Consider the following 11,811-nt stretch of genomic DNA (forward strand, 5'->3'; position numbering starts at 1 on the left):
AAAGCGCAGGAAGAAGCCAAAGCACGCAAGGCAGCGAAAGAAGCAGAACGCATCGCTGCAGCTCAGGCACGACGCGAGGCTAACGCTAAGGCGAAAGCTGAAGCCGAGGCACGACGTGCCGCAGAGGCAGCCGCCCGAGAAGCAGAAGCCGCACAAGACGCTCAGACAGACCCCGCACAGAAGGAAGGCGAGAACTAATGCAAGATTTCACTATCGAGAGCCTGGACGCCAAAGAAGTACTCACCTACCGCCACGAGTTCGCCGCAACTCCCCAGGAAATTTACAACGCTTTCATTGACCCGAAGCTTTTTATCAAGTGGTTTGGCCCTAAAGACTGGAACGTTGTTCCCAACACCCTGACGTTGGAGCCCGTCAACGGTGGGCGCAAGCAGTTCGTCATGAAGCACCGTCACAATCCCAAGTTTCAGGCACCTATGTACATGCGTTTTATCGCTATGAAAGAGCCTGAACTGCTCGAGTACCGCGAGGCACTGCCCACCCCGCAAGGTCAGCCCAGCGACACCCTGGTTGCGCTACGCATCGAACTTGAAGAAGGCACCGCGATTACAGAGGACGGCGTAGGCAAGGGAACCATTCTCAAACTCACTCAGGGCCCACTTCCTCAAGAAGTTCACGAGCAGACGCTGACCAGCTGGAAAGACTCCTTTGTGGAACTCACTAAACTTCTGGACGCGAGCAAGTAGGTAGAACGCCGGCTGACAGATCGCAATCTCACCAGCATCGCTATCACCTGCCACAAGCAACTGAAAACCACGGATGCCCGGGAACGCGCACGCGTTCTCGGGCATCTTTGTATCGTGTAAGAAAGCTAGTTTCCTAGCACCTTATTCAGTTTGTTGAAAGAGAACAGCCACCCTGCTCGTCCCGGCTCATGAAATTCAGCGGGCAAAGGACCCTGGTCAAGAATGACGCGGGTGATGCTATCTGCCAATTTACTGATCAAAATTGCTTCTCACCGAGCCACGCACGTTACGAGCTGCACGCAAAATCGGAATAGCCACGGTGTCCTGACCCAGCTTATCGGGGCTACGCGTTACTAAAACAGCCAGCATCCCGACCACCGCGCCAATAGCGGTTTCAAGCATACGATCCGTCAACAACTCATAGCTGGTCAGTGGCTTAGCCAACTGAATCATAAACAGCGCCAGCGGAGTCACAAACAGCATGGCAAAACCATAATTACGCAACACAAAAATCTCAGCCAAGAACTGGAACACGATCACCAGCACCGCCATATGCCACTGATCCGGGTGCATCGACACAAAAAACGCCGTAATCAGCACACCCACAAACGTGCCCACCGTACGCTGCACGCCCCTATAAAAACGGGCATACATATTCGGACCAACCACAATAGCGTTAGCCGCAACCATCGCCCAATAACTGTGCGAAAGCCCCAACATATAGCCCACGCATCCGGCAATAAGCGTTACAAAAAAGTAGATAACGCCCTGCTCAAGCAACTGATTGCGAGTCAGAGAATGCGGCGGCGGAGTAGAAACAATCTTAATTCCCTCGCCCACCACGCTACTGACAAGACCCAACACCACCGAAAAACCAGCGGATGCGATAGCCACCGCAAGAGGAATAGCAGGATGCGTCGCCACAGGCACCGACGCCACCGCAGCCGTCGCAAAAATATGAAAAAGAGAACCGCCTGGACGCAGATTCAGCACCGTGCTCACCATCGCGCCCACACCACCGATTGCCGAACACACCAGCGTCGTCACCCAAATCGAAGCATGAAAACCAGAAAGCAACATGCCAATAGCGATGCACAGACACAAAATGATGCCCGCCTGCGACTGGTGCTTAAACCTAGACGCGCGCGGCTCATTGCGAGCATACAGAGCGGTAAAACCACCAAACGCCGAATAAATCGCAAGCTCAAGATGATCCGTAAAAAGAAGAATAAGAAGCGGAATCGCCACGCTCAGCGCAATACGAAAAGCCGGCACATGATCACGTTGCGCGGGAGCAAACTTCATCATCTGCACAATATGTTCGCGAGCGGATGTCACACTAACCCCTTATTCCTCGACAATTTTGAGCACAAAAAAACCGCACAAACGAGCCTAGCTACGATGCGCGGTGCTCCTCAAGCATACTCCGTTGGTCTTTGGTCAGCCGAACGAGCCCACCGGTATTGGTGTTGAAGAACGCCAGCGTGGTAGTACCGCTTACACAGTGCTCGCCAGTGGACGCATCAAACAGCTCGTAGCTCACAGTAATCGTTGCAGGCTTTACCCCAACGATGCGCACCTCCACTTTCGCGGGCAAACCACGGTAGGCAAGCTGCGCGCGATACTTCACCCAATTCTCAACAACGAGCGCTTGCACACCGCTTTCCAACTGCTCAAACAGAGGAATCTTTGGTGCCTGCTCAACGGGTTCGCCCGAGGACGGCGGCACACCAAACACCGCGATACGCGCTTCCTCAAGCACGCGCATCATTGTCACGTTGTTCACGTGCCCGTACGCATCCATATCACCCCAACGCAGGGGAACATCCACCACAAAAACAGAATCAGTCATACGCTCCATCTTAGGACGCGAGGCGGCGCGTCCTTCAACCGCCTTTAACCGCCGAGATCCTGATTCATCGACGAGATCCTGTTTTAAATCAGGATTTCGTCGATGAATCAGGATCTCGGCGGGAAGAAGAGCTTAGCCCTGACGCGCCTTGAAACGCGGGTTCTTCTTATTAATCACGTACGTCTTACCGCGACGACGCACAATCTGAGCACCGGGAATTTTCTTGAGTGAACGCAATGAGTTACGTACCTTCATCACTAACCTTCTTTCAATGTTTGATCCGCACGCAAAAGTTCTTGCGCAATATCGTCACCGGTAATGGTGCACGTTTCTAAAAGTTTTTGAAGCTCGGCGGCGTTGACGTCCTCGCCGGTGAGAGCGATGCGCGTGGCCGGCAACTTGCGTCCCCACGCGCCGTGAGTTTGCAACCAGACAACCGGGCCGATGCCTTCAACCGCCACACGGTCATCCTGGTGGCTATCGAGCCACACGTGCCCGCGCACGCGCACCATACCTTCAACAATCTGAGGGAGCACCTGCGCAAGCTGTTCTGAGTCGATGAGTTTGTCGGTGGTGATGACGGCGGTGGAAAATTCGCCATTCTCGCCCAACAACACGTCCTCGGTTACGTGCAGATGCCCCGGACGCGCGCGGGTTTGCGCCGCGACGATATTGTGGTAGCCGCATTCGGCGGGTTCTTTGTGTTCCACGGAAATCACGGTGAGGTGGGGAGCTATGTTTCGTAGCAGTTCCAAGGTGCGCCGATGGTTCGAGCTCTCACAGTCAAAGGGGTGGGTGGCAACCAGCGCGGTGTCTGCGTAACTGAGATCGGCTACGACGAATTCCCCCGGCGTGCGTTCATCGGCACATGAGCCGGTGACGCCACGGGCGTTGAGAGTTTCAGAAGACCATAGATCATCTTCGATATCTGAATCTAGAACTGCCAATGATGCGGTAACCAGCTCAATGTGGGGGCAGTCGTTGGCGACCTTCAGGGCGGTACTAATGGACACACCGGGCGGAAGAATCAACAAAAGACGCTCGGTGCGCTCAGCGATAGCTGGCAAGTAATCTGTCATTTCAGCGAGGGTTGCACATGAGAGGCAGTCGCCGTCTATATGGATGCGGCTTTGCTCTTTTTCGCCGGATGCGCGGGTGTGGGTGCGCAGCAGTTCGATGCCGTCGTCGTTGGTGAGGCTGTCGTAGCTGACTACGTCGGCTGGCGCGTCCTGGCAGGTGTGGCTGCTGTCTTGATGCACAGTACTGTGCTGCTGGCAATAGGTGAGCCAGTGGTCGGCAGCGTCGGTGCGTGCAAAAAGGCTGGGGGATGAGAGAGCTGTCATCTGCATACCTCTTAGCTTATTTGATAATGATTATCGTTTGCAAATCAAGGTATGGAAAACAGCACCACCCCGGGAGGTGACCACAAAACTCTCTTTTCAGCACCAAAGACCGCCTACTCTTGAGAGTTTTGTGGTCACTACGAAACAAATCTGGTCACTTTACCCAGCGCACCAGACGCCCGACGCACCCACCACGCACCCCAACCCCGTGCCCGCACAAAAGAAAACCCCGCATCCACAAGGGATGCGGGGTTTTCTCAACACACAGACATATGAACGCATTGAAGTATCATGCAATTCGTACTTACAATAATACTGAAAATCATTCTCATGTGCAACCCAAGATAAAACCTTTTATTTTCGGTCGCTCTCGTAGTGTTCGGTTGCGCGCTGCGCCTCGGCAAACGCGTCCTCATCAACAGTCAGCACGTTCTTGACCACAGCAAAGTAGATAATCGTCAGCAGCACAAAGTAGACCACGCCGACAGTCGCGGGAACGCCGTTACCGTCCAGTTTGAAGAGAGCAACCCAAATCGCAAACAGCACCAGGATGGCAACACCGGCGGTGACGCGTCCGCCCCACAGACGGAACGGCGCCGAGTTGCCTTCCACCTTTTTGAAAGCAATGTACGCCAGCAGAATCAATACCCACACGGTCAGCGCGCACACCATCACGAGCGTCATCATGACGCCGAATGCCGCCTTGGGCAAGAAAATTGCCAGCAGAACAGCAAGAACGACGCCCGAGAGCGAGACCAGCATTGCGCGCACGGGAATACCGGCGCTACTGGTCTGCGCCAGCGAGCTCGGCGCCATGCGGTCGGAGGCCAACGAGTGCATCAGGCGCGAACCAGCATAAAGGTTAGCGTTTGCCGCTGACAGCGCCGCAATCAGCACCACAAAGTTAGTAATGGAGGCAATCGCGGGCACGCCCACCTGAGCAAAGACCATCACGAAGGGGCTGGTGGCAACGGTGCCTTCCAAGCCGGCAGCCTGCTGCCACGGAATCAAAGACACCACAATGAACATGGACAGCACGTAGAACGTCGCCAAACGCCACATCATTGCTTTAGCGCTGGTACGCACCGAACGAGCCGGATCTTCAGCTTCAGCCGCTGAAATTGAAATCATCTCAACGCCACCGAACGAGAACATCACGATCGCCAGTGACAGCCAGACCGAGGTGAAACCGCCGGGCATAAAGCCGCCGTCATTGGTCAGGTTAGAAACGCCGGACGCGGCATGGCCAGGAAGGCCGAAGAAGACGAGGCACAGACCAACCACGATGAAGAGCAGTAGCGCGAACACCTTAATGGATGAGAGGAAGAATTCCATGGCGCCGAAGTACTTCACGGAACGAATGTTCAGCGCAATAATCAAGACGCCAAACACAACGATGCCTACCCACAGTGGCAGATCAGGCCACCAGAAGCTCAGGTAGCTACCCACCGCAATCAGCTCGATACCGGTGATAGCGCAGGTTGCCGTCCAGTAGGCCCAGCGGGTGAGGAAGCCTGCGTAGGGGCCAAGATAGCGGGTAGCGATAGAGCCGAATCCGCCACGCACCGGGTAGCGCACCGCCATCTCGCCCGCAGAACCACCAATGATGGCAGCCAGCAAAGAACCAATAGCGTAGCTGATAATAATCGCCGGACCGGTCAGCGCAATCGCTGAACCTGAGCCCAAAAACAAACCGGTACCCAGCGCTGAGCCCAGCACAATCATGGTCATTTGACCGTGAGAGAGCGAGCGCTTGAGCTGGTTGCTTTCAGCCGGAGCTGATGTAGAAGCCATGAGATTTTCTTTCGCGTGTGTGGTGAAAAGTTATGCGTAGGGGCGGGTATTACCCCGCCCCTTTACATGCTATTGCTGCTGGTTAGCGTAATCGCTTGCTTCGGTGAAAGCATCGTGGTTGACGCTCTGGCGCGAACGCACGAAAGCAAAGTAGACGATGCTGATGAAGGCGAAGAACGCGACGCCCACGGTTGCTGGGATTGCCATGTCTTGGGTAAAGAACATGGCGGCAAAGGTTGCGAGGACGCCCAGTAAAGCAAGTGCGGCTGTGGTGCGTCCGCCCCAGACGCGGAATGGTGATGCGTTACCTTCTTGTTTCTTGAAAAACATGTAGGAGGTAAGAATCATGAACCAGACGACGAGCACGCAGACGGTGACCAGTGACATCATCATGACGAAGATGTTAGCGACGCCGGTGATTGCCATAACGACCGCGACTAGGGAGCCGACCATTGACAGTCCCAAGGCCAGCGCGGGAATACCGTTGCCGGTGGTGCGGGCAAATGCTTTGGGTGCCATGGAGTCGTGTGCAAGCGCGTGCATCTGACGGGTTGCCGCGTAGAGTGCCGCGTTCGCGCCGGATAGTGCTGCGGTGAGAACCACGAAGTTAGTGATGCCTGCGATGAAGGGAATGTTCAGCGCTGAGAAGACCATGACGAATGGTGAGCTGCTGACTTCACCTTCAAGTGTTGCGGCTTGCTTCCACGGCATCATGGCAACGACCACGAAGATCGCGAGCACGTAGAAGGTAGCCAGGCGGTACATCATTGCTTTGACGGATGAGCTCACTGAGCGCACGGGGTCTTTGGCTTCAGCTGCCGAGATGGAGATCAGCTCAACACCGCCGAAGGAGAACATGACGACTGCCAGTGAAATCCAGATGGATGAGATGCCGTTGGGCAAGAAGCCACCGTCGTTGGTGAGGTTGCCCAGACCGGTTGCAGGAGTATTCGGCAGACCAAAGAAAACCAGGACCAGTCCGAAGACGATAAAGACGATAACCGCAATAACCTTGATGGACGAGAGGAAGAATTCCATGGTGCCAAAGGACTTCACGGAGGTCAGGTTCAAGGCAACAATAATGGCGCCAGAAACAACAACCCACAGCCACAGCGGAATGTCAGGGTACCAGTAGCCCATGTACTTGCCCACTGCTACCAGCTCGGCGCCGGTGAGCGGAACCATGGTTGCCCAGTAGGCCCACCGCGTCAAGTAACCAGCGTAAGGGCCCAAGAAGCGTCCTGCAATCGTGCCAAAACCACCCTGAACAGGGTAACGAACAGCCATCTCACCAGCACATGCAGCGATCACCGCCGCAATCAAAGAGCCAATAGCGTAGCTGATAATAACAGCGGGGCCAGCAATCGCAATCGCCCCGCCAGAACCCAAAAACAGACCGGTGCCCACGGCAAGACCGAGAGCAATCATGGTCATCTGCCCGTGCGAAAGCGAACGGGAAAGCCTACCTTTTTCTTCTGTAGACACCTGTGTAGCGTGTGAACCCATTGAAAACCTAACGTGGTGAAAAGGTACTTTACGAGGCAAGCAGTTTGCTGACTGCAAAAAGTAATACTGGCAATCATAGCCGCCAAAATGAGATATTGAATATTTTTTTGCTGAATGTCTAAACAGGTGAGAAAAAACCTATTATTCTTGGTGAACGGTACACTCACCCGGTGCACCCACACATACCTATCCCCTGTCCCCTTTTTTAATTGAATATGAAACTTAGATACCTTCCCCCGGTTATCCTCAGCTCATGCGCGCTGGTAGCAACTTCTTTCGCTGGCGCATCTGCGGCTAACCTCCCCACACCAGCAAACCAGCATCCTACAACTACGCAGGTTTCTGAAGATACCGACCGCATCATCGTCAAGTTCAAAGACGAGCAGCCCAAAGAAGTTCGCGAAGAAGTTGCGAATAAAGTTGAAGCTGAAAGCGATGCTGTTGACGATTCACAGCTTTTAAAAGAAACCACTGCCGCTGACGAGAAGAGCAGTGTAATTTCAGCGGATAAGATGCTGAACCCCGACGAGCAAAAAGAGGTCATTGCAAATCTCGAGAAAGATCCGCGCGTTGAGTCCGCTGAGCCGGACCGCCTGGTGAAAGCTCTCGCATCCACTTCTGAGCCCTACTACTCCAAGCAGTGGGCGCTGACCTACGATTACCTCGATGTCGCACCGGCGTGGAGCAAGTACACAGGAGTTGGCCAGACCATCGGTATTGTCGACACCGGCTACTCTGTACACCCGGATCTTGAGACCAGTGGCTCTTACGGCTACGACTTCATTTCATCTCCCAGCCTGTCACGTGACGGCGGAGGACGCGACACCAACCCGCTCGACCAGGGTTCAGATAACCCCAGCGTTGACTGGCACGGCACTTTCGTGGCGGGCATCGCTGCGGCACGCGCTAACGGCACCGGCACCACCGGTGTAGCACCCAGTGCGCAGCTCACCTACGGTCGCGCGCTCGGTCTCAACGGTAGCGGCTACGTTTCAGATATCGCTGATGCGCTCATCTGGACCTCCGGCGGTTACGTTCCCGGTGTTCCTACCAACAAGCGTCCTGCAACTGTTGTGAACATGTCTTTGGCATACCCCGACAACACCTGCTCGGACTTGATGCAGTCAGCGATCAATGATTCTCTCTCACGCAATGTGCCCGTTGTTGTAGCAGCGGGTAACGAGGGTCAGAGCGCTAGCAACTACTCACCGGCTAACTGCTACCGAGCTATTGTTGTGGGTGCATCTACCTCGTGGTACACGCTGACCGAGTACTCAAACTACGGTGAGATGCTGGATGTTGTTGCCCCCGGCGGTACCACCGGCCGTGACATCTTCGGCCCGTTGAACACCGGTAGCTCAAGCATCGGTTCGCCCACTTACGGCACCATGAACGGCACCAGCATGGCGGCACCCTACGTCACCGGCACCATCGCACTGATGAAGCAGGCCTACCCCGCTATCACTGTAGAGCAGATCCGCAATATTCTCACCAGCACCGGCTACAACCTGCAGGGCTACAAGCAGGTAGACGCCGCAGCGGCAGTCAAGGCAGCAGCGGACCTTGCACCGGTTCCGGCATCACAGTTCACGCTCAAGGGCGCTATCGGCGACTACTACAAGTCAAAGGGTGGCATCACCAAGTTTGGTTCACCGACCACCAACGAATTCTCAGGTGTTAACGGCGGAGCTATTCAGGCATTCGCTAAGAACTACTCCATCTACTGGACCTCTCGTACCGACGCGCACTCCGTGAACTTTGCAGGGAGCATCGGCGCACGCTACCGCGACAGCGACTACGAGCGCGGCCTGGGCTACCCCGCATTCGATGAGGTCAGCATCCCCGGTGGCGCTATGCAGAAGTTCGCTCCCGCATCGGGCCCACTGAACGCGCTGTACTGGACGTCGCAGAACGGCACTCACCTGGTGGCTGAGCGCGGCGCTATCGGCTCACGTTTTACCAATGAGGGCGGCACCGGCAAGTACGGCTTCCCCGTTGAGGACGAAGGCGGCATTGGTAGCGGCGGCGCGCGTCAGGTATTCCAGAACGGTTCTAGGCAAAACCGTTTCTACTGGGCACCGAACACCGGCGCTTATTTGGTCAACGGTAACGGCGCGATTAAGGCTCTGTGGGAATCACGCGGTGGCGTGAACACTGATGGCTTCCCCGTCACCGATGAGATTCCGACCGCTGGCGGCGCGGTTCAGTACTTCCGCAACGCTAACTGGGCTGAAACCGGTATCTGGTGGTCATCAACCACCGGTGCGCACGCTATGAACTCAAAGGGAGCGATCTACAACTACTGGTGGAAGAACGGTTACGTTTCGAAGTTCGGCTTCCCCGTCACCGACGAGGTTACCAACTCCGATGGTTCAGCAACCGTGAAGTTCTCTAACGGTTCAACCCTCAAGTGGACTGCTAACGGTGGCGTACGCGTCGTTCGATAAATTGCTTCGCTACATCAGTCACTAAAATGGCGTCCCCTGCTGGTAGCAGGGGACGCCATTTTTATAGGTCGCCCCAATGCAAAAGAGGATCGGTCAGAGCTTTATTCATAGCACCGCTGAGGCAAGCAAAATGTTGCGCGGTAACCGTCCTTACGCGTGTGCAGACGCGTAGCTCGGCTCATGCTTTTTGAACCAGCTGATGGTCGGGTAGGTGATAGGCATGAGAATGAATTCAACCGCGCACTTGTAGATGTAGCCGACGATGACGTAGTTGAGAAAGTCCGGTGCGGTTGAAATACCCAGGATAGGTGCCGCAATCGAGCAGAAAATCAGGGTGTCGGCGAGTTCACCCACCAGGGTTGAGCCCATCAGTCGCCCCGCGAGAAAGCGTCCTTGAGTGCGCTTTTTCATGGCGACCATCACCCATGAGTTCAACAGCTGACCTACCAGGTAGCCGAGCAAAGAACCTCCGACAATCAGTGGCACGGGGCCCAGTACGGTCTCTAGCGCGCTCTGGTTTTCGTAGAACTCAGCGCCGGGTAATTTGATGGTGATCCAGAAGCACAGGGATGCGAAAGCCGCTGCGGCGAAAGAGGTAAGAATGACGCGTCGTGCGTTTTTAAAACCGTAGACTTCTGAGACCACATCGCCGATGACGTACGCCAGCGGGTAAAGGAAGAATCCGCCGTCGGTGAGAATGGGGCCGAACGCGACGCCTTTGGTGGCGGCGATGTTTGAGATCACCAGGATTACTGCGGATGCCGCGAGAAGAAGGTCGAAGTAGGTGTGTGCCGGACGCGCGTAGGTGGGCGTGTGGGTGGTGGTGTGTTCAGACATAGATATTCTCTTATTTGTATGAAGACGGTACGTGAATAGGCCCCGTTGCTTTCTGCAGGTTGTGAAGCAACCGGGTGTGCTCGTCTGCCACCCGAGCCGTTTTATTGTACGCGGTTGAAACGGGCGAATGCTAAGTGTGACAGGTATGTGAGACGCGGATGCACGGGTCGTGCCCCGGTGAAACTGTTAGTTATCTGGGAAAACGCCGCTGCAGCACGTCCCCGCTCATTCTTGGTGACGTTTTATTGTAAAGTGTCGATATGCCTCGTATTTCAGCAGCCTCAAACGCAGCCCAGCGCGAAAACACCCAGCGCGCCATCCTCGATTCTTTCGGTAGTTTGCTCTACTCACACGGCCTTCCCGGTCTGACCATGACGGACGTCGCCAAGAACGCGGGAATTGGACGCACCGCTGTCTACAATTACTTCGCTGACATGGGTGAACTTCTGGTGGCCTATGCCCTTACTGAAACCGAGCGTTTTATCACCGAGCTACGCGAAAATCTTGAGGGCGTTGAAAACCCTATTGATAAGCTCGCTATCTACATCCGTCTTTCGATTGAAGACATGGCGCGCCGCCATATGCCTCCCGGCCCGGCAATGCGCTCTGTGCTCTCCCCCGAGTCTTTCGCCAAGCTCGGCAAGCACGTTCGTGAACTTCAGATGGTTCTGGTAGGTATTCTGTCGCAGGCGATTGAGCAAAACTTTATTCCCGAAAACGACATTAAAGAGCTCGCACACTTGGTTCACGGTTCACTCACTTCTAGCGCGGATCGCGCTGAGGACGCCTCGTCCGCCGAGGATCGCGAGCGCCATATCACCTCTACTATTCGTTTTATTCAGATGGGTCTGGGCGCCCGTTTTGAGGGTGAGGATGCCGTTCCGCTGGGCGGCGCGCCTGCTCTTAGAGCTGTCTCTTAGTCGCAGACGCATCCAACATCAAAAAATGCCGAGGCTCGAACACCGTTGTTTCGAGGCCTCGGCGTTGGTGTGTGCGGCGGGGTTAGCCGAAGGTCAGCGCACCGTAGATAAGTACGCCGGCAACGAGTGCGAGCAACACATTTTTACGCCAGAGGTACAACCCGATGGTGGATCCCAGTGCGACAGCTAGAGCGAGCAGTCCCCCTGCGCCGTGAAATTCGCCGTGGTTAATGGAGTACACCACCAAGATGACCATGATGCCGCCGGGGAGCATTTTGCCGATGGCCAGCACGTAGGGGTTGGTGGCGATTGCGCGCACGGTCAGCATGGGCACAAAGCGAAGTGAAAAGGTGACAGCTGCGGCAACAGCAATCAGAGCGAGGGTGTGTAAAACATCAATCGGCATAT

Annotated in this window: 11 protein-coding genes; 3 read left to right on the plus strand and 8 right to left on the minus strand. The window is 55.3% G+C overall.

The genetic code is table 11. From position 1 onward, the window contains the following. Positions 1–197: 197 nt before the first annotated feature. Positions 198–704, plus strand: coding sequence for an SRPBCC family protein (locus tag IDM49_RS09995; RefSeq protein ID WP_190724392.1), 507 nt, complete (start codon positions 198–200; stop codon positions 702–704). Positions 705–953: 249 nt separating this feature from the next. Here IDM49_RS09995 and IDM49_RS10000 read toward each other — a convergent pair whose 3' ends face one another. The 6 genes from IDM49_RS10000 to IDM49_RS10025 all read right to left on the minus strand — a co-directional run bounded on the left by IDM49_RS10000 (position 954) and on the right by IDM49_RS10025 (position 7,199). Next, entirely contained in the window at positions 954–2,042 is a 1,089-nt protein-coding gene (locus IDM49_RS10000) for an FUSC family protein (RefSeq protein ID WP_190724393.1), read from the minus strand. Positions 2,043–2,100: 58 nt separating this feature from the next. Then, positions 2,101–2,556 (minus strand): acyl-CoA thioesterase, encoded by a 456-nt coding sequence (locus IDM49_RS10005; protein ID WP_228008084.1) that lies wholly within the window; start codon positions 2,554–2,556, stop codon positions 2,101–2,103. A gap of 132 nt (positions 2,557–2,688) precedes the next feature. After that, positions 2,689–2,811, minus strand: coding sequence for a type B 50S ribosomal protein L36 (ykgO, locus tag IDM49_RS10010; protein ID WP_168614177.1), 123 nt, complete (start codon positions 2,809–2,811; stop codon positions 2,689–2,691). Positions 2,812–2,813: 2 nt separating this feature from the next. Beyond that, complete coding sequence (locus IDM49_RS10015) at positions 2,814–3,899, minus strand: GTP-binding protein (protein WP_190724395.1); 1,086 nt, start codon at positions 3,897–3,899, stop codon at positions 2,814–2,816. Positions 3,900–4,253: 354 nt separating this feature from the next. After that, positions 4,254–5,693: an amino acid permease gene (locus IDM49_RS10020; RefSeq protein ID WP_228008085.1), complete on the minus strand. Its 1,440-nt coding sequence runs from the start codon at positions 5,691–5,693 to the stop codon at positions 4,254–4,256. A 69-nt stretch (positions 5,694–5,762) separates the two neighbouring features. Next, positions 5,763–7,199, minus strand: a complete 1,437-nt coding sequence (locus IDM49_RS10025) for an amino acid permease (RefSeq protein WP_190724396.1) — start codon at positions 7,197–7,199, stop codon at positions 5,763–5,765. Positions 7,200–7,414: 215 nt separating this feature from the next. Between IDM49_RS10025 and IDM49_RS10030 the strand changes: the two genes are divergently transcribed. After that, positions 7,415–9,646, plus strand: coding sequence for a S8 family serine peptidase (locus IDM49_RS10030; RefSeq protein ID WP_190724397.1), 2,232 nt, complete (start codon positions 7,415–7,417; stop codon positions 9,644–9,646). Between the two features lie 150 nt (positions 9,647–9,796). Here IDM49_RS10030 and IDM49_RS10035 read toward each other — a convergent pair whose 3' ends face one another. Beyond that, positions 9,797–10,483 (minus strand): queuosine precursor transporter, encoded by a 687-nt coding sequence (locus IDM49_RS10035; RefSeq protein WP_168614173.1) that lies wholly within the window; start codon positions 10,481–10,483, stop codon positions 9,797–9,799. A 260-nt stretch (positions 10,484–10,743) separates the two neighbouring features. Between IDM49_RS10035 and IDM49_RS10040 the strand changes: the two genes are divergently transcribed. After that, positions 10,744–11,403: a TetR/AcrR family transcriptional regulator gene (locus IDM49_RS10040; protein ID WP_190724398.1), complete on the plus strand. Its 660-nt coding sequence runs from the start codon at positions 10,744–10,746 to the stop codon at positions 11,401–11,403. Between the two features lie 82 nt (positions 11,404–11,485). On the opposite strand, the gene IDM49_RS10045 is transcribed toward IDM49_RS10040, so the two are convergent. After that, complete coding sequence (locus IDM49_RS10045) at positions 11,486–11,809, minus strand: AzlD domain-containing protein (protein ID WP_190724399.1); 324 nt, start codon at positions 11,807–11,809, stop codon at positions 11,486–11,488. Positions 11,810–11,811: the final 2 nt, after the last annotated feature.

Source organism: Rothia terrae, from assembly GCF_014705925.2.
Classification (GTDB): Bacteria; Actinomycetota; Actinomycetes; order Actinomycetales; family Micrococcaceae; genus Rothia; species Rothia terrae.

Coding starts and splice junctions, on each gene's coding strand:
- IDM49_RS10035 (WP_168614173.1), bottom strand. CDS start 10,483: ATGTCTGAACACACCACCACCCACACGCCCACCTACGCGCGTCCGGCA.
- IDM49_RS09995 (WP_190724392.1), top strand. CDS start 198: ATGCAAGATTTCACTATCGAGAGCCTGGACGCCAAAGAAGTACTCACC.
- IDM49_RS10030 (WP_190724397.1), top strand. CDS start 7,415: ATGAAACTTAGATACCTTCCCCCGGTTATCCTCAGCTCATGCGCGCTG.
- IDM49_RS10005 (WP_228008084.1), bottom strand. CDS start 2,556: ATGACTGATTCTGTTTTTGTGGTGGATGTTCCCCTGCGTTGGGGTGAT.
- IDM49_RS10045 (WP_190724399.1), bottom strand. CDS start 11,809: ATGCCGATTGATGTTTTACACACCCTCGCTCTGATTGCTGTTGCCGCA.
- IDM49_RS10015 (WP_190724395.1), bottom strand. CDS start 3,899: ATGACAGCTCTCTCATCCCCCAGCCTTTTTGCACGCACCGACGCTGCC.
- ykgO (WP_168614177.1), bottom strand. CDS start 2,811: ATGAAGGTACGTAACTCATTGCGTTCACTCAAGAAAATTCCCGGTGCT.
- IDM49_RS10025 (WP_190724396.1), bottom strand. CDS start 7,199: ATGGGTTCACACGCTACACAGGTGTCTACAGAAGAAAAAGGTAGGCTT.
- IDM49_RS10040 (WP_190724398.1), top strand. CDS start 10,744: ATGCCTCGTATTTCAGCAGCCTCAAACGCAGCCCAGCGCGAAAACACC.
- IDM49_RS10020 (WP_228008085.1), bottom strand. CDS start 5,693: ATGGCTTCTACATCAGCTCCGGCTGAAAGCAACCAGCTCAAGCGCTCG.